General features: G+C 64.8%; 23 protein-coding genes and 1 tRNA gene. 2 read left to right on the forward strand and 22 right to left on the reverse strand.

Going from position 1 to position 20,532, the window contains the following annotated elements; all coding sequences use genetic code 11:
• Positions 1-31 precede the first annotated feature (31 nt).
• The gene (gene gpt, locus KP010_RS03565; protein WP_142863886.1) at positions 32-517 is read left to right on the forward strand and encodes a xanthine phosphoribosyltransferase; all 486 of its coding nucleotides are present in this window, start codon (positions 32-34) and stop codon (positions 515-517) included.
• A 6-nt stretch (positions 518-523) separates the two neighbouring features.
• Here gpt and KP010_RS03570 read toward each other — a convergent pair whose 3' ends face one another.
• Entirely contained in the window at positions 524-2,470 is a 1,947-nt protein-coding gene (locus KP010_RS03570; RefSeq protein WP_142863887.1) for a hypothetical protein, read from the reverse strand.
• 138 nt (positions 2,471-2,608) lie between these two features.
• On the opposite strand from KP010_RS03570, the gene KP010_RS03575 reads away from it, so the two are divergent.
• Positions 2,609-2,694: transfer RNA gene (locus KP010_RS03575), tRNA-Leu, on the forward strand.
• A 126-nt stretch (positions 2,695-2,820) separates the two neighbouring features.
• Here KP010_RS03575 and KP010_RS03580 read toward each other — a convergent pair.
• From KP010_RS03580 to KP010_RS03680, 21 genes are all read right to left on the reverse strand, one after another.
• Positions 2,821-3,234: a hypothetical protein gene (locus tag KP010_RS03580; protein WP_142863888.1), complete on the reverse strand. Its 414-nt coding sequence runs from the start codon at positions 3,232-3,234 to the stop codon at positions 2,821-2,823.
• 54 nt (positions 3,235-3,288) lie between these two features.
• Positions 3,289-4,671, reverse strand: a complete 1,383-nt coding sequence (locus KP010_RS03585) for a sensor histidine kinase (protein ID WP_142863889.1) — start codon at positions 4,669-4,671, stop codon at positions 3,289-3,291.
• 6 nt (positions 4,672-4,677) lie between these two features.
• Positions 4,678-5,352, reverse strand: a complete 675-nt coding sequence (locus KP010_RS03590; RefSeq protein WP_108916318.1) for a response regulator transcription factor — start codon at positions 5,350-5,352, stop codon at positions 4,678-4,680.
• Between the two features lie 34 nt (positions 5,353-5,386).
• A complete protein-coding gene (locus KP010_RS03595; RefSeq protein WP_142863890.1) occupies positions 5,387-5,713 on the reverse strand; it encodes a PepSY domain-containing protein in 327 nt (108 codons plus the stop codon).
• A gap of 116 nt (positions 5,714-5,829) precedes the next feature.
• Complete coding sequence (locus KP010_RS03600) at positions 5,830-6,021, reverse strand: hypothetical protein (protein WP_142863891.1); 192 nt, start codon at positions 6,019-6,021, stop codon at positions 5,830-5,832.
• An 80-nt stretch (positions 6,022-6,101) separates the two neighbouring features.
• Positions 6,102-6,905 carry a TIGR02594 family protein gene (locus tag KP010_RS03605; RefSeq protein WP_142863892.1) on the reverse strand — a complete coding sequence of 268 codons (804 nt, stop codon included), beginning with the start codon at positions 6,903-6,905 and terminating at the stop codon, positions 6,102-6,104.
• Between the two features lie 157 nt (positions 6,906-7,062).
• Positions 7,063-7,662, reverse strand: coding sequence for a hypothetical protein (locus tag KP010_RS03610; protein WP_142863893.1), 600 nt, complete (start codon positions 7,660-7,662; stop codon positions 7,063-7,065).
• 279 nt (positions 7,663-7,941) lie between these two features.
• Positions 7,942-9,543, reverse strand: a complete 1,602-nt coding sequence (locus KP010_RS03615) for a right-handed parallel beta-helix repeat-containing protein (protein WP_142863894.1) — start codon at positions 9,541-9,543, stop codon at positions 7,942-7,944.
• A gap of 158 nt (positions 9,544-9,701) precedes the next feature.
• The gene (locus tag KP010_RS03620) at positions 9,702-10,226 is read right to left on the reverse strand and encodes a DUF4376 domain-containing protein (RefSeq protein WP_142863895.1); all 525 of its coding nucleotides are present in this window, start codon (positions 10,224-10,226) and stop codon (positions 9,702-9,704) included.
• A gap of 5 nt (positions 10,227-10,231) precedes the next feature.
• Positions 10,232-11,641, reverse strand: coding sequence for a DUF2793 domain-containing protein (locus KP010_RS03625; RefSeq protein ID WP_142863896.1), 1,410 nt, complete (start codon positions 11,639-11,641; stop codon positions 10,232-10,234).
• A gap of 5 nt (positions 11,642-11,646) precedes the next feature.
• Positions 11,647-15,513, reverse strand: a complete 3,867-nt coding sequence (locus KP010_RS03630; RefSeq protein WP_142863897.1) for a glycoside hydrolase/phage tail family protein — start codon at positions 15,511-15,513, stop codon at positions 11,647-11,649.
• Positions 15,514-15,526: 13 nt separating this feature from the next.
• Positions 15,527-15,964, reverse strand: a complete 438-nt coding sequence (locus KP010_RS03635) for an NlpC/P60 family protein (RefSeq protein WP_216280426.1) — start codon at positions 15,962-15,964, stop codon at positions 15,527-15,529.
• The gene (locus KP010_RS03640; protein ID WP_216280427.1) at positions 15,961-16,866 is read right to left on the reverse strand and encodes a DUF2163 domain-containing protein; all 906 of its coding nucleotides are present in this window, start codon (positions 16,864-16,866) and stop codon (positions 15,961-15,963) included. The genes KP010_RS03635 and KP010_RS03640 overlap by 4 nt, the downstream gene beginning before the upstream one ends.
• 15 nt (positions 16,867-16,881) lie before the next feature.
• Positions 16,882-17,523 carry a DUF2460 domain-containing protein gene (locus tag KP010_RS03645; RefSeq protein ID WP_216280428.1) on the reverse strand — a complete coding sequence of 214 codons (642 nt, stop codon included), beginning with the start codon at positions 17,521-17,523 and terminating at the stop codon, positions 16,882-16,884.
• Positions 17,524-17,535: 12 nt separating this feature from the next.
• Positions 17,536-18,126, reverse strand: a complete 591-nt coding sequence (locus KP010_RS03650) for a phage tail tape measure protein (RefSeq protein ID WP_142863901.1) — start codon at positions 18,124-18,126, stop codon at positions 17,536-17,538.
• Positions 18,123-18,326, reverse strand: coding sequence for a rcc01693 family protein (locus tag KP010_RS03655; protein ID WP_216280429.1), 204 nt, complete (start codon positions 18,324-18,326; stop codon positions 18,123-18,125). The genes KP010_RS03650 and KP010_RS03655 overlap by 4 nt, the downstream gene beginning before the upstream one ends.
• Positions 18,323-18,673, reverse strand: a complete 351-nt coding sequence (locus tag KP010_RS03660) for a gene transfer agent family protein (RefSeq protein WP_216280430.1) — start codon at positions 18,671-18,673, stop codon at positions 18,323-18,325. Before KP010_RS03660 ends, KP010_RS03655 begins: the two co-directional genes overlap by 4 nt.
• Positions 18,674-18,683: 10 nt before the next feature.
• Positions 18,684-19,094, reverse strand: coding sequence for a phage major tail protein, TP901-1 family (locus tag KP010_RS03665; protein WP_108916302.1), 411 nt, complete (start codon positions 19,092-19,094; stop codon positions 18,684-18,686).
• Between the two features lie 30 nt (positions 19,095-19,124).
• The gene (locus tag KP010_RS03670) at positions 19,125-19,535 is read right to left on the reverse strand and encodes a DUF3168 domain-containing protein (RefSeq protein ID WP_216280431.1); all 411 of its coding nucleotides are present in this window, start codon (positions 19,533-19,535) and stop codon (positions 19,125-19,127) included.
• Between the two features lie 10 nt (positions 19,536-19,545).
• The gene (locus KP010_RS03675) at positions 19,546-19,872 is read right to left on the reverse strand and encodes a phage head closure protein (protein ID WP_216280432.1); all 327 of its coding nucleotides are present in this window, start codon (positions 19,870-19,872) and stop codon (positions 19,546-19,548) included.
• The gene (locus KP010_RS03680) at positions 19,869-20,531 is read right to left on the reverse strand and encodes a head-tail connector protein (protein ID WP_371824187.1); all 663 of its coding nucleotides are present in this window, start codon (positions 20,529-20,531) and stop codon (positions 19,869-19,871) included. The genes KP010_RS03675 and KP010_RS03680 overlap by 4 nt, the downstream gene beginning before the upstream one ends.
• Position 20,532: the final 1 nt, after the last annotated feature.

Below are 20,532 nucleotides of genomic sequence, written 5' to 3' on the forward strand. Positions count from 1 at the left end.
CGGCCGGGAGAATCCCGGCGAGGAGTCACAGATGGAAGACAAGGCCTTTCCCGTGTCCTGGGACGCGTTCCACCGCGACGCACGCGCGCTCGCCTGGCGGCTCGCGGCGGTCAGCGGCTTTTCGGCCATCGTCGCGGTGACGCGCGGCGGTCTTGTGCCGGCCGGCATTGTGGCGCGCGAGCTCGGCATTCGCGTCATCGATACGATCGGCGTCGCGAGCTATGAGGAAGAGACGCGGCGCGGCGATGTTCGCGTGCTGAAGCCGCTCTCGGAGACGATCCTCACGCTCCCGAGCGAGGAGGTGCTGATCGTCGACGATCTGGTCGATACGGGGGCGACGGCGAAAGTCGTGCGCGCTCTGCTGCCCAAGGCGCATTTCGCGACCGTCTACGCCAAGCCGCAGGGCCGGCCGCTGGTGGACACTTTCATCACCGAAGTGTCGCAGGACACTTGGATCTATTTCCCCTGGGACACCGGCCTCACCTTTCAGGCGCCGATCGCCAAAGGCGCGCCCTGATCCCGCCTATCCCGCGGGCCGATAGGCCGCGCAATCGAAAATGGCGTAATGCGCGATCGGCGTCCAATGCGCAGCCCCCTCGGAAAGATGCAGCGAGAAGCGCGTCGGCCCACGCCAGAAGCGCGCCTCCAGCCCTTCGGCGAGCGCCTGCGGCGATTCGACCGCGCCGACGACCCAGGCCGGCGCGTCCGCCCGCCCGCATAATCTCTCCAGCGACGCGCGGGTGAAGGGCGGAAAATCAATCACATCATTGGTCCGCCGCTGCAGAGCGCTGTCGGCGACCCAGCCGAGATCGCGCAAAACGCCCATCCGCTCCCACCAGATCAGCGCCTTCTCGCGCGAGAACACGACTCCAGACCCCTGCACCGCAGACGCCCAATTGGCGCGGCCGAGCCAAACCCAGGGCGCGAGCTTGTCGTTGAGCCACAGAACCTCGCCGGCCCGGCTCGCGACGATCGCCTCCAGCTCCGGCTGACGCATATCCGCCGACCGGAGCGGGAAAGGTTCAAAGATCCAACAGAAGGCTGCGATCGGCGCGACGACAGCCGCGGTGGAGATAGCGAGCAGCGGACGCGGCCGCCATCTCGCGACGAGCATAGAGAGCGAGACGAAGAGAAGCGGGACATAGGCCGGCTCGCCGGCGCGAAGCACAGACGACAATATCCCGTCTCGGCTCGGCGCGGCGCGCGCATATTCCCACGCGAACCAGAGCGCCGCGCCGAATATGACGGCCGCGCAGAGACCGCAGAGCGCAAAGAGCGCGCGCTCGAGCAGCGCCAGCGAAATATGGCTCCAACGCTCTCGGCTCCACCAGGCGAGGACGCCGACGAGCGCGAGAAAGGCGCTCTCCGGCGCCGCGCGCAAAATCCAGCTGGTCACGAGAAGCGTGAGCGCGATGCGCCCCTGCGCGCCATCCCGCCACAACGTCGGAGCGCAGAGGCCGAGAGCCAGAGGCGCAAAAGCCGCGGCGAGCCAGAGCGCGCGCCAACTCTGCGCCTGCGCACCGAGCTCGCGCATCATCAGATCGCCGAGCGCGTAGCTCACCGAAAGGCCGAGGCAGGCCGCCGCGATCACGCAAAAGAAAAGCCGCCGCGCATGAGGCGGCGCGAGGCTCGCGGCGAGCAGCAGCGTGCTCGCCTGGCGCAGAGTCGCGATCCATGTGCCGGGTGGCCAATAGGAGAGGAAAATATAATCGCTGCGCGCCGAGATGATCGCCGCCCATTGCGGATCGATGCGCGCGGTCAGCCTTTCGAGCAGAGGCGCGCCGGCGAAGGCCGCGACCAGGGCCGCCGCCCCGGCGATGAGCGCGGCGAGGAAAATCCGCCGGTCTCTCACCCCTTCATAGAGCAGAGCGACCAAAACGCCGGGCGCGGCGATGATCGGATGAAAGGCCGCAGCCGCCAGCAAGCAGCCGGCCGCCGCCCGGCGCCGATCGGCGAGCAGCGCGGCGAAAGCGGCGAGCACGAAAGCTTCGGCGAAAGGCCGCGGCGTCGCGAAGGGCTCGGCGAAATGAAAGACGCCGAATCCTCCATAGGAGCTGTCGAAACAGGCGGCCAGCAGCAGCAGCGCGGAGAGGGCGCTTCCTCGCGCCAATCGCGAGGCCAGCGCCGCTAGCGCCGCGAACCAGAGCGCGCAACCCGCGAGAGCGAGCGTTTTCGCCGCGACAGCGAGGCCCAGAACGGGAATCAAAAAATCGACCAGCCGCGAGAAAACGCTGAATTTCGATTGGCCGTCGAAGCGGAACATGATGTCGCGGCCGACGCCCTGCGGATCGAGATCGGCGAGACCGCGGCCCATATAGATGACCGCGTCGTGCTCGAGCCCGTAATAGGGCCGCAGCAGCAGGAAAATCGCCGCACAGGCGGCGAACGGCGCGATGATTCCGAAGGCGATTCGAGACGACCGCGCACCATCGATGTCGTCGCAGAAATTGTGATCGGTCGAGGTGAGCAATCGACTCCCCGGCGCTCGAGGCCCGAAGCGCGCGGCGGCTCCAGCGCGAACCGTCGAGGCTTATCGCCTTCATGGTTAACCCGAGGTTGAGGTCGCTGTTTGCCGCGGCCTGCGCGCTGCGCTATCACTGCGCGAATCGCGGACGTGGCGGAACCGGTAGACGCAAGGGACTTAAAATCCCTCGGGCCATGCCCATGCGGGTTCGATCCCCGCCGTCCGCACCACGCTTCGCATCATCGCTCCGAGGAGCGAGCTTTCAAAGCGACGCCGCGCTCGAGGCGCGGCTCGCCCGCTCGCGCACGCTCTGCGCGATCCCATCGATCCGACAGCGGAAGGAGATCGACGATTTCTCAGCTCGTCACGCGCCAAGCGCCGTCCGGCTTCTTGCAGGCCTGGCCCTTGGCCTGCTGCGGCCGGCCGTCGATGAATATCTTATGCGTATAATCCCGGCAGCCGCCCAAACCCGCTTCCGGCCCCGGCTCGATGAAGCCATAAGCGCCATGAGTTCCGCGCCAGCTCTTGCGCTGGCCGGAGGCGACCGCTTCCTGTTGCGCGGCCACGGCGGTCACGCGATCCGCGGCGTCCAGCTCGCGGCCGATCGCGGCGCCGATGACGCCCGGCGCGGGAGGCTCGGGCGCGACGACGACGGCCGCGGCCGGCGCGGAAGATTCGGTGGAATTGCAGCCCGAGACGGCGAGCGCGACGCAGCACAGGCCCACGGCCGCCGCTATTGTGACGATCGTCGAATTCGCCTGTCTCGACATCACTTCTCTCCGCTGGCGCAATCGGCTCTCCTTTGCCGCAAGGCCCTCACTCTGTCAAAGGCCCGGCAATCGTGCCTGCGCTCGGAGCCCGCCGAGCGGGCTGTCGTCGAGCGCGAGCGCGCCGCCATAGTCGGCGGTGAGATGCGCGACGATGGAAAGGCCGAGTCCCGTCCCCGGCCGAGTCTCGTCGAGCCTTTGGCCGCGCCGCGTCGCCTGCGCGCGAAACTCCGCCGCGAGACCTGGACCATCATCGTCGATGGTGAAAACAAGCCGGCTGCGCCCGGCCTCGGCATTCTCCAGCGCCACGGAAAGCCGCACCTGGCTCGCCGCCCATTTGCCCGCATTGTCGAGCAGATTGCCGACGATCTCCTCGAGGTCCTGCCGCTCGCCGAGAAAGCGCAGCTCCGCCGCCGCCTCGCCGGAAAAGGCGACGCCGCGCTCGCCATAGATTTTGCCGAAAGTTCGCAGCAGCGCCGCCACCACCGGCGCGACCTCGGTCGTCGCGCCGATCGCGCCGGCGCGCGCCGCCGCCCGCGCCCGCTCGAGATAGAAGGAAATCTGATCGCGCATCAAAGTCGCCTGCTCGCTCACCTTGGCGGCGAGCGGCGAGGGCGCGGCGTCCGCCTCATTGACGATGACGCTGAGCGGCGTTTTCAACGCATGGGCGAGATTGCCGACCTGGGTGCGCGAGCGCTCCACAATGTCGCGATTGGCCGAGATCATCAGATTGAGCTCTTCGGCGAGCGGCGCGACGTCGGTCGGATAGGCGCTCTCTATGTGTCCGCGCTCGCCGCGGCGAATGAGCGACAACTCCCGCTGTAGCAATTTGAGCGGCCGCAGGCCGACGCTCACCTGCACCGCGGTGGCGAGCGCCAAGGCGATGGCGAGCAGCGAGAAAGCGACGATGAGCGACCAGCGAAAACGCGCGATCTGATGCTCCGTCTCCTCCGTCGTCGCGGCGACCTGCACGAGATAGACGCCGATGTCGCCGACATCGATGACGCGCTCGACGATGCGCAGCCAGCGTCCGTCCGGCCCGAGAGCGCCGCCGCGCCGCACGCCGCCGGTCTCCGCCGGAACATGCAGATCGGAGAGTCTGGGCAGGCGCGCGGCGAAGAGCGAGCGCGAGGCCTTTATCTCATGCGCCTCATTGTCGAGACGGGTGATCTGCCAATACCAGCCGGAGCGCGCCAGCTCGAATTGCGGATCGCCGAGCTGCCCCGGTCCGCTGCGCCCATCCTCTCCCGACTCGGAAACATCCGCGACAATGGCGCGCAGATAGACGCCGAGCCGCTGCTCGAACACGTCTTCCGCCGTGCGGCGATAATATTCGGTGAGGGCGAGGCCGGCGATCATCAGCACGACGGAGCTGAGCGCCGCCGCGGCGAAGAACAGCCGCGCCGCGATCGATCGCCCCGGAAAGCCGAGCCGCGGCATCGCGTCTCAGCGCTTCGCCGGTTCCGGCGGCGCCGCAATATAGCCGAGCCCGCGCACCGTCTGGATGAGATCGACGCCGAGCTTCTTGCGCAGCCGTCCGACGAACACCTCGATCGTATTGGAGTCGCGGTCGAAGTCCTGATCGTAGAGATGCTCGACGATCTCGCTGCGCGACACGACTCGGCCGGAATGATGCATCAGATAGGCGAGCAGCCGATATTCATGCGAGGTGAGCTTGACCGCCGCGCCATCGACGACGACGCGCCCGGCCTTTGTGTCGAGCCGCACCGGGCCGCAGACGATCTCGCTGGTCGCATGGCCGGCGGCGCGGCGCAGCAGCGCGCGCAGCCGCGCGAGCAGCTCCTCCATATGGAAGGGCTTGGCCACATAATCGTCGGCGCCGGCGTCGAACCCCTGCACCTTGTCGCTCCAGCGGTCGCGCGCGGTGAGGATCAAAACCGGCATGATCCGCCCCCCCGCGCGCCACTCCTCGAGAACGGTGACGCCGTCCTTCTTCGGCAGGCCGATGTCGAGCACGACAGCGTCATAGGGCTCGGTGTCGCCGAGGAAATGTCCCTCCTCGCCGTCGAAAGCGCGATCGACCGCATAGCCCGCCTGCTCCAGCGCGGAGACGAGCTGCCGGTTCAAATCCTTGTCATCCTCTACGACCAGAAGCCGCAAGCCCCGCCTCCGTCAGCCCGAACGAATCGTCTTTTCAGCGCTCTTTATGGCCAGCATGGGGCTGGCCGGTCGCGGCGTCGAGATAAATCCGCATCACCCGCCCATCGCGGCGCAGCAGGCTGATCTCATAGACGAGGTCCTCCTGCTCGCGGCACAAACGCGCATTGATCGGCTCGGCATGGGCGGAATTGCTCTGCGCCTGCATCAGCGCGAAAGGATCGCCGAGCCGCCGATCCGCGATGAGCTGGCGGGTCTCGGCGACGGTCAGGCATTGCCATGCGGGCCGATCCGCGGCCGGCGCGAGAGCGGGCGGCAGAACGGCGACGATGAAGGCCAATAGTTTCGACACGATCCGACGCATTCTCGCTTTTCCCCGCAAAATCTATGCGATGCGCCTGCTGAACGCCGAGTGAACGCCGCTTCGCTCCCGCCGGGTGGGCGGCGTCGAAGGCTGAGCCTCCGACGCCGCCGAGCGCGTCATGCCGGCTTGCGCTCGGGCGCGACGATGGCGATCAGGCCGCAAATCGCCGCCCCCGCCGCCAGAACGCCATCGCCGAGCGCGCCCGGCGCGATCGAATGCACGACCGCCGCAAGGACGCCGGTCCCGGCCCAGGTGGACGGTTCAACGGCGCGGTCGATGATCCGAACGAAGATGGAGGGAATGTTCATCCTTTTTCCTTTCCGGTCGACAGAAGAGCTTTTTGGGTTACGAGATCGAAAAATTCACATTCGCGAGCGATCGGCTCCTTTCATGCTTCGCTTCCAGCCGAGACGGCGCATTTTCGAAACGCGCCGTCTCGAGGCCGCGCCGGCAGCGGGACGCCGTGCGGCCAGGTCACAGAGTGGATCACCGAGCGCGAGTAGCGCGCGACATTGACCGAATCCGACTGATTTCCTCCGAGGCCCCAGATTTGGGTCTCGTCGAAATCGACCACGAAGAACACGTGACCACCGCCGTCCCGCTTCTTTGTCGCGATCGCGCCGACGACAGGGCTCGCCAGCCGGTCGCCGTACCCGGCGTAGTCGATCGCCCTGAGCGTGCCCGTCGACGGTAGTCCCGATTTGCGCAGACAGGCGCCGACGAAAGCCGCGCACCACGGAACGGCGTCATGCTGGACTTCCGGATGGCCGGAGAGCGCGTAGAGCTCGACGATCTTCGGGTTATCCTTCGCGCCCGGCGCTTCATGCGTGCCGAGGTAGGAGCGCGCGACGACGAGCCAGGGCGGCAGAGCCGCGGGCGACGCGGCGACCGGCGCGCTCCATTGCGCCAGCGCCGCCTGCGTCTGCGGGCCGGCGACGCCATCGATGGCGCCGCGATAGAGGCCAGCGTCGCGCAGCATGATCTGCTCATAGGCGATGCGCAGGCGCTCGGCGCTCCACGGCGCCGCGACGCCGCCGACGCGGGCCTGCACGGCTGCATAGATCGCCGAGCAAGTCGCCGGGCCGGTCTCGCCATCCTCGGCGAGATGCGCGCCGCCTGCGTTGAGCGCGCGCTGAATCGCGCGCATGTCGAGAGACCCCGCGGAGGCCGCGGGGGCGGAGATCGTCGTCATATGGGAGAGCCTTTCGGAAAAGAAGCCGTCAGAGCGGCCGAGCGCAGATCAGCTCGGGGCGCGAGACGCGCGCCGGGATGTCAGGCGAGCACAAGGAAGGCGAACAGATTGGCCGACGTCGCGCCGATCTGCGGCGCGGCGTCGGCGCCGGTCGATGTCACTTGGCGCAAGACGCACCGGTGATCACGCCTTTTGTGATGGCGGTGATCGTGCATGAAGCGCCCGAGTCCGTTACGCCAACCGTGGTCGTCACATTGCCCGAGGCGTCATTGGTGAGTGCGCCTGCCGTAGTGTAGGTAGGGAGTTGCAATACGCCGGTCTGAGGCAAGTTGAAAATGGGCACTGGCGTAGCCAGCGCGCCAGCGCCGCCGCTGTTGCTGGGCGCCCCATAGATCGTGATGCCGCCTGTGCTATTGTTGAGATATAACTGAGTGCCAAAACCGTCGCCGTAATATCGGAAGTTACCGTCGTAATACAGATTGCCGAGGATCGCCCCGCCAGCATGATTAAGGTGAATCTCGCTCCCGAAGGTCTGTAGCGCCGACCATGTATGCGGTTGGCCGAGCTGCGCGACGAAGAACGCCGTCGTCGCGACCTTCGTCGAGTTGTCGGAGGCGGATTGTGTCGGCGCCGAAAGGCTGTTGGTATAAGTATATGGATTGTCTACCATGCACGATCCGTTGATGCATGTTTCATCCGCAAGAACCGGGTTCGCGATAATCAACGCCATAGCCGCCAGCGACGCCGCTATTTTCATTTTTCCAACTCCTATGATAGCGTATCTCCCTCTCAATTAAGAGGGAGACGTTCTTGTCTGATGCTTTCGCTAGTGGTTACATGCCCATAGGAAGCGCGCCGAAGAATGGGACGCTGATCGAGCTGCTGAACCACGCCTATGGAGATTCCCGCAAGATGCGATGGTGCGCTGAGACGCCGAACCGACTTCCTCGGAACGTGGGTATCGGAAAGCGACAAATTCGTAGTCGCGAAAGACAGCCCTACGATGTGGAGACCGGCGACGTAAGCGCCGGTCGCCTCAATTATAGACGATTTGCGTAATCTTGCCCTGCGTTTGATTGATATACATGCAGACAGTCGCCCCAGACTGTCCAGCATCGAGATTTAGACCGAGTTTTATTCTATTATGTGCCGCAGCGTTAACAGTATAGACGAGAGGAGCACCTATAATACTTGTCGTCTTTTGCACAGTCAAAGCTCCAGCGCCATCCGCTTGCGCAAATATTTTTTGCTTAGTCATTGTCGGTCCGATCATATCCACGACACCCTCAATCATTACCTCGAATTCAGCCGATCTATAATTTGGGATGTCTATGAAATAGAGCTCATGGACTGTCGGTGACACAGGCAAACACCGCTTTATGGGCGGCTGAGGAGTTGGGCCGTCCTCGTTGAAGTCGTCGCGAGAATCGACAAGCGCCGGGTGCGTGTAATCGAAATTATTTTGGCCGAGAGTTATGCCAGTTGCGCCATTCTCTAGAACCACGCTAGCGACGCCGATGCTAGACGAGACGTTTCCAGCTATATTGACGCCAGAGCATCCTTTTTTGAGCCGGATGACATATGGCTGGCCAGCGAATTCATTCCCGACGATCGAGACATTTCCGACGACATCCGATGTGTCCGTGCTGCAATCGATGCCGAAGCTAGTCTGGTTCTCGATCGAGTTTCCAGTGATCTGGATAGCCTGCGTCCCTCCGGAATGGGACGGATGCAGTCCTATCCCGGTTTCTGCCCCGAACAGTTTGTTCGCTGTTATTTTAGCGCCGCCGGAGCAACGCCAATTTATGTTATGCGTCCCGGTTGCGCCGACTTTCGGGAAACCAAATACGACATCTGTGATGGACCAATCGCCACCATCGCATACGGCGTTGTCGATCAGCATCGCATCGGCGGAATACGATTCGATTACGCCATGTCGATATGTCCAGCCGTTCGATGAAAGCTGCGCAATTCCAGTGTCGAACCCGCCGACATAGAAGTTGTCGAATAGACGGCTTTGCGCGCCAGCGTCATATAGACTACCATCTCCTGAACGTATTCCATAAGCCGTGTTTGTCGGATTGTTGTTATACAACTCCAAGCATTGCGTGAAATTTGCCGACCCCATCACAGTCCAGGCAAAACCAGACGCGAGATCGCTTTCGAAACGAGCTCGGCCGGCGTCGCAGCCAGAGAACCCCTGGACATTATGCTGTGTCAGCCCTGCCGTATGGATGATTGGGTAGGGGTATTTGTGACCAGTCGTCACGCGGCCATAAGAGCCAGTCGCGGGATTAATCGCCGCGTCGAACGCCGCCTGCATGATCGGCGTCGCATCCGCAACCGTTCCGACAAGACCGAAGCATTCGGCCCGGATTGCGGCCTGCGTCGAGAGCGCCCAATAGGCGCCGTCTGCGGACTGAACAGCGCCAGGAGCGGAAACGGTCGCGCGCGTCCATTCGCAACCCTCGCCGCCATCGAACACCGTCGCATAACCAGCAGTGACGAATGACTGAATCTCACTAGAGATCGTCGTCGTCGGTATCTGCGACCACGTCAGGTAAATGGCTGGAGCGCCGCGCGCGACAGTCGCCAAAGAAGCGATTGTCGCCAAAGTTAACAGAAGTCTAACGAACATGGTTCCATCCTATGCGAGATGTTCATGGTAATAACGGAGTCGTCCATCGGGTTCGTCGTGTTCTTCTGAACAAGACGACTCCGCTCGCAGCATCGCGAACCCGATGATCAGAAAACCGAAACTGTCTGCTGCATGACAGCCGGACGCGCGCCTTCTCGTCAGACGGGCCAGGCCGAATCTATGTCGATCGCCGCGAGCGCAGCCATGTCTTGCGCCGCCTCTATGGCGACGACGAGCTGCGCTTCGCGATCGAAGCAGCTCTGCACATGCGCGCGCACGCCCTGCGCGACGGCGATCAGCGTCGCATGATCGAAAGTGACGAAAGTTCCATCCGCCAGCTTCCAATTCACTGCGTAACTATTATCGAGCACGCTCGCGACCACGGCGGCGGTGAGCTTTCCCTGCGTCCGCTCGTCGGTCGACATGCGCATTCCGAGCACGGTCGCTCCCGCCGTCTCTGCGCGCCAGCGCCGCTCGGCGAGCGCTGCGAGCTTCTCGCGCTTCGCCTCGACCAGCGTCGACGCCGGGAGCGGCGTCGGCGCATTGCCCATGGCGAGCCATTCCCGATAGACGCGGCCGTCGGCCGTGTCGGCGTCGACGGGGATGCGTGCGCCGTCGGCGTCTCTGCGCACGAAATCCCGCTGCTCGGCTCCGCTGATGTCGATCGCGATCGAATAGCTCATCGCGCTCATATCTCCGCGCTGAAAGTGACGATGGAATTGGCGCTCGTGAAAGAACCCTCGCCCGCCGCGCGAATCAGATATCGGAACCCCGATTGCGATATGAGGTCCACAAATTCGTCGACGACGTTGTAGCCCACCCCGCTGGTCGGCGCGCTCGCGGTCGGAGTCGCGCGCATATGCACGGGAAACGGGATATAACCGCCCGCAAACTGGTAGATCGCCGTCGCGACCCCGGCCCAGCCGACCGAAAGCGTCGTGAAATATCGCTGGCACAGCGCTAATTCCACGCCGGAAGGCCGCCGTTCGAAATCGGTCGCATGAGCCCCCGGCTCCAATTGCGGCCGCAAGATCGAGCCTCCCGAAAACTCCACATTGGTCTGCGCATTCGCGGTCAGCCCCGAGGCGAGAAGCGGCGCGCCGCGCGAAGCCGCCGCATAAGCGCCCGAGCCCGCAAAGCCGTTTCCCTGCCAGACGCGCGCCTGCGACGTTCCTTCATGCGCCAGCGCAAAGGCCCCGCCTTCGATCAGCGCGGCTTCGATCGGCAGGATCAAGGAGCCGGCGGAAATGGAAAGGCTCGTGTCGATTCCGCTCGACGAAAATGTGTAGGTCGCGCCAGCGGCGCCGGCCTTCACGCCGTCATGGCCATATTGCCCGGCCGCCAGCGTCACTGTTCCGGCGACGCCGCGCTGATTGATCGCGAATGCGGCGTTGCGCAGGCGATTGCGAAAACCTACCGGCGCGCCGTCTCCCATTCCGCTCGGAAAGGCGACGCGGCCGCTGGTCCGGTCGACGATGAGCGCCTCGCGCCAAATGGTCCCGTCGGCCGACACCTTGACATGAAAATTATCGTCGCCGACGAGCCCGGTCTCCGCGCGGCCGGACCAATTGGATTGATAGAGCTGCGAAACCGTATTGCCCGCCGACTCTTTTTCCAGCTTGAAGCGCAAATCGCCAGCGCCGCCCTCGGCGACCGTCAACGCCGCCAAGAGAGCCGCATTCGTCTTGACCGCGAGCCGATCCACCGCATCCGCCGTCGCGCCGACTCCGAGCCGGGACAGATTTGCGAGCTCGCGCAGCGCGAGCCCGGCGTCGATCCAGGACGAGCCATCGAAGAGAAGCAGCTCCTCCTCGCTTTCGACATAAGCGCGCCAACCGGCCTTCGGCGCGAGAAAGACCCAGGCGCCGGCGTGGCGCGCCGCGATCATCTGTTCCTTCCCGGCAAACCCACCCGCCGCAGTCGCGACGACGAGGTGTCGATCGCCCTCCTCGGGCGAAGCCGGGGGCGATGCGCGGCGATCGATGACGGAAAGCTGCGTCATCGAGTCGAGAAGCTGCAAGGCCTCATTGTGAGTAACATGCTTCTGCGCTTGCGCCGCATCGATGTAGGGCAGAGCGAGATGAGTCGTTTCGGTCATGGAGGTCACTCGATAGGCAGCGTCGCGACGAGCGGAAAGCCGCGTCCGACACGCGCGTCGATTTGAAATATCTGCACAACGAGGCTCGTCTGCGGCGCTCCGAAGTCCGCGAGCTCATCGCTCGCCGCATAGAGCGCCGAAGGGCTCGTCACACTCAGCGAACGCTGCGCGCCGCCGGGAAGCGCGACGACGATCTCATAGGCCTCGCTCTCTTCTCCGAGCGGAATGTCGAGCGGCTCCCAAGCGTCCGCATCGATGCGTCCGCGCCGGGTGAAAGCAATCGCCACGCCTTCCGTCACGCGTCTCGCATGAGCATGGCTCGGCGAATACGGAGAGGCGGATTTGCGCGTCGCCGTCACTTCGAGCTCGACATAGGTCGGATCGCTGTAATCGCGATCCGCCGGACCGATCCGATAGACGCGCGCAGAATCGATCTCCGCGAAATCGACCGCGAGCGGCGTGATCGCATCATCGAGCAGTACCACTGTCGCCCCCGCCGACACGCTGCGCGACGCGAGCGCGTCTTCGCCGCCGATCCCGCGTAGAAGTCGCGACAAGCGATAGGTGCTCGCCGCGACGAGCTCCGCACGCGTGAAGGCGAAAATCTCCCAGCATCCATCATCTCCGCGGATCGCCATCGCCGAGCGCAGAGCGAAAGCGCCGGCGTCGTCCACCGAGGCGAGCGCTCCAGAGGCGAGCTTCACCGTCACGCTCGCGCCGCGATTGAAGCGCGCGAGCGGACCGGGGGCGAGCGTATCCAGCGTTTCGCCGATCGTCGCACGCTTCTCGATGAGCCCCACCGGCTCGAAAGAAGCGCCGATCTTCCGACGAATGGCCAGCGCGCCCGGCCAAGGATCGGCAAAAGCCGCGACATAGGAAAAGGCCTTCGCGCCTTCCTTCGCGATCGCGAGATCGAGAACAATGATGCGCGGCGGCCCGATCACGGCGGGCGCCGCGAGCGAACGCCGGCCGAGAAAGCGCTCGCCGACGTCATAGACGCTGGGATCGACGGCGCGCGCGTCGATTTCGCGCGCAGCGCCATCGGTGATCCGCGTGATCTGCCATAGGCGCCCCGGCATCCTCGCCAACGAGGTCACATCTCCCGCCTCGAGGGCGACGAGGCCGGGCCGCACGGAAAAGCGCGCCGTCTCCCGCCCCGCCCAAATATCCTGCAACCAAATATCCGCCAATCTCTGAGCGTTGCTCCGGCCGATCATCACCGCCGTCTGCGCTTCGCTGCGTCGCGACGAGTAGCCCTCGAGACGCCGCGACAGCACGCGCCCCGTGCGATAATCGAATTCCGAATCGCCGAAAGACAGCGCGATCTCATGCGGCAACTCGCTCTCCTGCGCGCGCCGCAATTCGATGAGCGTTCCATCCTTGCTCGGAACGAGATCGTCGTCGCCGATCTCCCGCACGCTTTTCATCGCGTGCGAAACAAAGCGCAGCGCTCCGCCGGAGACCACCGCGTCGAAGCCGAACAATGACGCGAGCGGCTCGATCGCCTCGCGCGGCGACATGGCGCTGTCGAGAACATAGCCGTCGACGAAACCGTCGATCGCCGGCCGCTCCGCGACGAGATCATCGGTCGCGATCGTCGCGGCGAGCGTCGCGATGAGCCGATCGAGCGGCGCACCTTCGAGGCGTCCATTGAGCCAATGTCCGGTCTCCCAATTCGCCGAATCCGTCCAAATGTCGGAACAGCCGGGAAAGGCCGGAAACGGCCGCGCATCCCAGCACCAGACATGAATGCGCGCCGGATCCACCATGCGCTTATCATAAAGATTCGACAGCGGATTGCGCGTGTCGCCGCCCGCGCGCGTCGGATCGAAATGCGCGATCATCGCCTCGACAAAGCGCGCCTGCATGAGATCGTCCCGCCCGCCGCGCGAGAAAAACGGCAAGCCGCCCTCCGACGAATGCGCGTCGGGAAACACATTGGGCGCATTGGCGCCGCGATCCACGGCCGGACATCCCGTCTCGATGATCCAGATCGGCTTGCTCTGCGGCGTCCAGGCGGTCGGCGCGCCGAGCTCTGCGCCATCGACGCGCTCGTAATGCGAATTGGACCACCAGCCGACGAGATCCTTCACTCGGAACGTCCATGGCTTGCCGAGCCCATCGACGATCGGCGTGCGAATCTGCGCCAGACGATCTTCATCGCTCGCGTAGAACCAATCGAATCCCTCGCCAGACGCAATCCGCGCCGAAAGATAATCGGCGTCATAAATATTGCGCGCGAACTGCGCGTCGAGATGATCTGCGCCATCGCGCCAATCGGAGAGCGGCCAATAAACGTCGATCCCGACGAAATCGATCGCCGACGACGCCCAGAGCCGATCGAGCGGAAAGCGCAGCTCGCCCGTTGTGGGAACATGCGCGCCATATTCCGTCCAATCGGCGGCGTAGCCGATTTTCGTTCCGCTGCGAAGGAGCTCCTTCGCATCCGCGGCGAGCGACGCCAGCGCGGCGACCGCCGGATAGACTCCAGCGGCGGACCGGATGCGCGTCAACCCCACCAGCTCCGAGCCGACGAGAAATGCGTCGACGCCGCCCGCCTCTTCGCAAAGCTCCGCATAATGTAGAATGAACGCGCGATATTGCGCGAAAAACGCCGCGACCTGCGTCGCCGCTTCGCTCGTTCCATCCGCCGAGCCGACGCGTCCCGGCGCCGGATCGCAGGTGATGCGCCCCCGCCAAGGAAAAGCCGGCTGCCCGATCGCATCCGCTCGCGGGTCCGGCAAGACATTGCCCGGCGCCACATCCATCATCAAGAAGGGATAAAAAACGACCGCGAGGCCTCGCGCGCGAAGATCGGCGATGGCGCCGCGCACCGATGCGTCGCTCGGCGTGCCGCCGAAAGCCGCGCGTCCGCCGATCTGCGAAACGAGGCGCGCCGCCGCGCGACTCGATCCCGCGACAGACCAATCGGCAGGCCAGAACGGCCCCAACATATAGTCGAACTCGCCGATCGTCTTGAATGTCGCATCGACGCGCGGCGCGATCGAGCAATGAGCCGCGCGCAAATCATCGCCGAACCAGGCCACGACCAGCGCCACGCTCTCGAGATTGGGGCAGAGCGCCTGCAGCGCGTCGATCGATGCGGTCCAATCGCTCGCCGCCGTCAGCTGATGCCGATTTTCCGCGCTGGTCGCTCCGGGCGAAAAGAAGCTCAGCTGCAGCGACGGCTGATAGCCCGCCTCCGTCGCGCCCGGAATGACATCGATCGCGCGAATCTCTCGGCCCAGTCCGGCGACCGGCCGCGTCACCTCGAATGTGAATTGCGGAATGCGATTGCCGAAAGCCGACAGCGCCAATTGCTCGAACACGACATAGGCGAGGCCGCGATATGCCGGCGCATTCTCCGCTCCTTCCTTGGCGACGATCAACGGATCGGGAAGCTGCTCCTCGTCGCCCGAATAAATTCGAATGGGAAGGCTCGTCATGTCGAGCTCGTTTCCATCCGCGAAAATGCGCCTCACGAAAGCGATCGGCCCCTCGCACAGCCCGATCGCGAAATTGGCGTAATAGGAATATGTGACGCCGATCGTCTGCGCCGAACCGCCCCCGCCCTTGCCGCTATTGCCGGAGCCGCCGTCCAACGAGACATTGGCCTGCTCGATGAAGCGCGTCGCCCAGATCATCTGACCGCCGATGCGCGCGCGACCATAGACGCGTGGGATGGCTGCGCCCTCGGTGGAGGCGACGCCGTCCATCGCTTTGAGACGCGGACCGACCTCATAGCGCGTCGCGCCGCGCGGCTGTAGCGCCGCATCGACGAGCGCGCCGCCGACGACGCCGACGAGATTGCCGACGATCGAGCCGACCGGCGCGATCGCTGCGCCGGCCGCCTGCAACAACAAAGTGGCCATCTCGTCCTCGAGCTCAGTCTGTGACGCCGGGAAAGGCGAAGGCGCCGACCAATCTTTTGCGCCATGCTCCGATCGGCGCCTCGGCGACACAGGCGCCGCCATGCGCATGGACCATATGCGTGGCGCTCGTCGCTATGCCGAGATGCTGCGCCGGCAAATGCGCTTTGAAGCGAAACAGCAGAACGTCGCCCGCGCGAAATCCCTCTCGCTCGACAAACGAAAAATGCCGATGGGCGGCGAGCGCCAACCTCTCCTCGCCTTCCGCCTCCGCCCAATCGGGCGAATATGGCGGCGCCTCCACCGGCTCCGGCCCGACGAGCGCGCGCCACACGCCGCGCACCAGCCCGAGGCAATCGCAACCGATATGAATGAGCGACGCCTGATGACGATAGGGCGTCGCGATCCAGCGCCGCGCCTCCGACACGATCGCCGCGCGCGCGAGCCCGCTCACTCGAAAAAGCTCCCGCCGTCCATCGACGGCGCCAGCGAGCTCGGATAAGACATCACCACATCATTGCCCGGCATATGCGGAAAGCCGCGAAAATTGACGATATTGGAAAATTTCCGCTCGCAGCTCGCCGCGCTCTTGTCGCATCCCGCCACGATCGCGAAAGTATCGCCCGAAGCGACGGGCCCCGCGAGCTGGGACCACAAGGCTATCCCGGCGTTTTCGCCAGAGCGCCGATGCGACTTTACCGTGACGCGCGCGCCGGCATTGGCGCCGCTCGTGAAAGTCAGCGAGCCGCCGGTGAAAAACTCATCGGCGAATTCGCTCGCCAGGCCCGCGATGATCGCGCCATGAGCGAGCGCCAGATGAGCGAGCGCCAGCACGACGCCCGTCGTGTGAAACGACGCAGCGCCGAGATCGACCTTGCAACGCGCGTCGCCGAGATCGGCGGAACAGCCGCGCTGGAAGCTTTCGCCGCGCGTCTCGTCGAAGAGATGCGCGAGCGACCGCAATTCGGCGCGGAAGGCGAATTCGCTGCGCGTCACCTCGCCGATCGTGGTCGCATCGAGAAGCAGTCGATTGTCGGCGTCGCGCCAATCGACGAGCCATATCTCCACACCTGCGCCGTCATAGAGCCCGCCCGCCAGATCGCGCTCACAAAGACCGTCCGATTGCAATGCGCCGACCACCTCGCCGCTCCCGACCGCGAGACCGACGCTCGCCTCGATTTGCGTCGCCGTGAGGCCGGACGCGGCGCGATAGGTCACGCCGCCGAATGAAAGATCGCGATCATGATCGGTAAATCCCTCGATCGTCCCATCCTTGCGCGCGAGGCGCCAGCAATTGCAGAAGGTCGAAGCCGAAGCGTCGAGACGCTCCCGCATGGCGGTCGAGGGCGAACGCATGAAGGCTCCTTTCGTTCAAGGAACGATTTCGATGATCGGAATTTTCGGAATCGCGCCGGCCTCGAAGGAGGAGACGTTGATTTCGAGATAGTCCTCATCGAATCGCGCGGGCACATCGAAGAGAAATCCGGCCGTCACCACGGCTCCTGTCGGCGGAACCGCCGAAGGCGCGAAAGTCACGACGCCGCTCGTCGTATCGACGCCGAAATCGACGCCACACGTCTTTTCGACGCCGGAGACAGCGACGCGAACGCTGTCTGCGACCGGCTTGGCGATGACGCGCGCATAAGGCGCGAAGCTCTCGCCATAGGTCTTGAGCAGCTGAAATTGCGTGCGTGCGCCATCGCCGACGCCGAGCGTCTGATCGCTCGCCGAAACCGCTCCGCCCGATCGCGCGGAGGAAAAATCGGCGCGATCACGCCAGCGAAAGCCGAACAGCCGACCGCGCCGCTCCTCGAAGAATTCGATCACCGCGGCGAGCTGCGCCAGCGATTTTACCCCATAGCCCGCCTCGTAACGTCGGCGTGAGTGCGCCCATCGCGCATTGCGCGACTCGCGATTGGAGCCGAGCGTGATCACATCGGTACGGCGTTCCGGCCCCCCACGTCCATTCAGCGATATGTCCAGCGGAAAGCGCGTCTCGTGAAAATCCGTCATGGCGCCTCATCCTCAAATATTGCGCCGGCCACGCGCCACCGCGCGCGCCAAAGCCGCGGTGATCTGCCCTTCGGAACGCCGAAAGCTGTCGACGTCCTGCGCAGCGATATTGACGGTCACGGCGACGGATTGTTGCGCGCCTTGCATCGACACGCCGAGCCGTCCATCCGGCCCGCGCGCCAACGGCATGATCGCCTCGGCCCCGCGCTCGCCCATGAGTCCGACGGCCCCATTCGCGCCGAAGAATGTCGGACTGGCGACGACGCCGCCCTCTGCGAATGGCGCCACCGAAGCGCCGCCTCCCGTCCCGAAGGCGCCCGAGAGCAATCCGCTCAGTCCGCTCGTCAGGCCTCGCGTCAACGCCTGCGTTCCGGCGCCGACGCCGAGCTCGGCGAGCGAACGCGCGATGGAGGCGAGCGTCGCGTCGAAGCTCTTGCCATTCGCCGCCGCGCCGGCGAGCCCGCTGGACAATGTCTTCGTCGCCGAAGCGGCGGCGACATTTATGTCTTGCAACAGCGCTTTCGTCGTCTTTAGATCGAGCGCATGAAAGGACGGATCGAAGGAGAGTTGCGCGCCATTTTCGCTGCTGGTCGAGTCGGTCACTTTTCGTCTCCATCGGGAAACGCGCGCATCAGCGCCGTCAAAGCGTCGCGCGACGGCGCGCCGACGGCGCGGCCATAGACGCCTTCGGCCGCGCAGGCCAATTCACGCGGCGTCATCGCCCAGAAGTCGCGCGGCGCGAGGCGCAGCACGCCGAGACCGAAGGCCATGGCCCGCGCCCAAGGAAAGGGCCGAGGCCTCATCCGCTCGTGTCCCGCGGCGGCGGAGGGTTTGCGTCGCCGCCATCTCCGAAAGTCGCGGCCAATAGATCTGCGACGATTTTCACATAATCGCCGAGGCCCGCGGCGACGGTCATGCGCGCGACCTCGTCGTCGCTCATTTCATATCCTGCGCCGCGCAATCCGCATCCGATGACGCGAATGAGATCACGCGCCGAAAGGCGGCGCGCTTCGAAACGTTCCGCGAGCGCGACGAGATCGTCGACGCCGAACCCGCTCTCGAGCTCGGCGAGCGCTCCGAGCGTGAGGCAGAGACGATAGGTCTCTCCGTCCAGCGTCGCCTCGACGTCGCCGCGTTTCCGATTGGCCATGAAGAGAGCCTCACGCCGGCGTGAAAGAGATCGCGCTCGCGGATTCGAGCGCGATGTCGAAGGTCATTTCGGCATTGTGTTCGCCGCGATAGTCGAGGCTCGTGATTTGGAACGAACCCGTCATGACGCCGAAATCGGGGACCACGAGTTTCCATTGGCGCAGCACGCCGTCGAAGAAGAGCTGCCGAATGAGACCGTCCGAAGCCTGATCCTTGAAAATTCCGGTCCCGGCGAGGCTCGCGCGCTTCACGCCGGCGCCGTCCAGCAATTCACGCCAGCGTCCGCTCGATTCCGCGTCGGTGACATCGACGGCCTCGGCGTTCAGCGAAAGTCGCCGCGTGCGCAGGCCGGCGACGGAAATGAAGGCTCCACTGCCGTCATCGACCTTCAAAAGCAGATCTTTGCCCTTTTGTGCGGACATGCGATGGCTCCAGAATATCTATCGTTGAGGCTAGAGAGATTCGGTGGTCGCGCGAAAGCGCAGATCGACCCGCGCGAAGCGACCATTGCGCTCACGCCGCGTCTCGCTCGCCTGATGACGCAGATCGACGAGATGATGCCCATCGAGAATGAGCGGCGCCTCGTCGAGCAGCGCGACGATCTGCTCGCCGATCGTGAGCGCCTGCGCCACGCCACGCTCGATCGAGACGACCGAGACAGTAAAGATTTGCTCGGCTCCACGACTGCCGGTGGTCGACCAGTCGCGCAGTGACGCCTCGGCGAACAGCAGATAGGGAGCTTCGGCGCCGCGCGGCGCCTCGTCGTAGATTTTCGCGCCGCCGAGCGCTGCGACGAGAGTGGCGTCGCTCGCCAGGCAGGCGCGAATCACGCGGCGCAGAACGATGATCGGCGATCGGCTCATTCGGGTCCCCTCATGCGATCTCCTCGCAGCGGCACCACAGAAAGCGGCGCCGTCCGTCCGGATCATAGACGGCTAGGACGCGCAGCCTGCGCCCGCCGGCGACGAGCCGCATCTCGCTCGCCACATCGGCGCGCCACCGGAGCTGCGCTAGCCATTCGAGCACTTGCTCCTGCCTCTCCTCGACGAAGCGCGCTTCGCCGGAGAGCGGCGTCAATTTCGTCCAGACGTCGGCGATCGTCACATAGCTGCGCGTCATCGCGCCGCTGTCGTCCGGCGTGTCGACCGGCGCTTCGAGGCCCATGCGCAGGCGCAACTCGCCGATCTTCGGCGCGCTCATGTCAGCCGCTCGCGTCGAAACGGCTTGGCCAAGGCCAGGACGATCGTCGGCAGAGCCGCGCCCGTCTCCGCCGCGTCTCCACGATTTTCGTGCCAGTGCGCGACGAGCGCCAGAATGGCGCGACGCAAAGACTCGGGCGTATCCGTGGCGCTTTCGCCATATCCCACATCGATGTCGATCTCGATTCCGTCATAGGCGCGCCCCGGCTCCGCTGGCGGCTCGAGGAACACCAGCCGCCCGGCCTCGCGCGTCGGCGCCGCACGATAGGATTCGCGGGAGACGGTCTGCGCGACATTGGATGAATCATAGACGCGAATATCCGACACGGCCGAGAGAGGCGCGAATGGAATGGCCAAGGTCCGACGGCGCAGCGTCTGCGCCGGCCATGCGTCGAGCCGCATTCGCCAACGCTGCGTCACGAAGAAGCGCCGCGTATAGGCTTCTAGCGTCATGCGCGCCGAGACGATCAGCGTAGACAACAGCTGGTCTTCGTCGCTGGAATCGAGCCGAAGCCAAGCTTTGACCTCGTCGAGCGAAACGGGCTCCGACCCCGGCCCTGTGAGAAGATCGGGAATCATGTCTTTGTCCCATGCCTGATTGGCGACGAGGCGAGATACGAGCGGCGAGATCGGCTCGCCGCCCGCTATTGCGCCGGTCACA

Origin of the sequence: Methylosinus sp. KRF6 (assembly GCF_018887255.1) — a bacterium.
Taxonomy (GTDB): domain Bacteria; phylum Pseudomonadota; class Alphaproteobacteria; order Rhizobiales; family Beijerinckiaceae; genus Methylosinus; species Methylosinus sporium.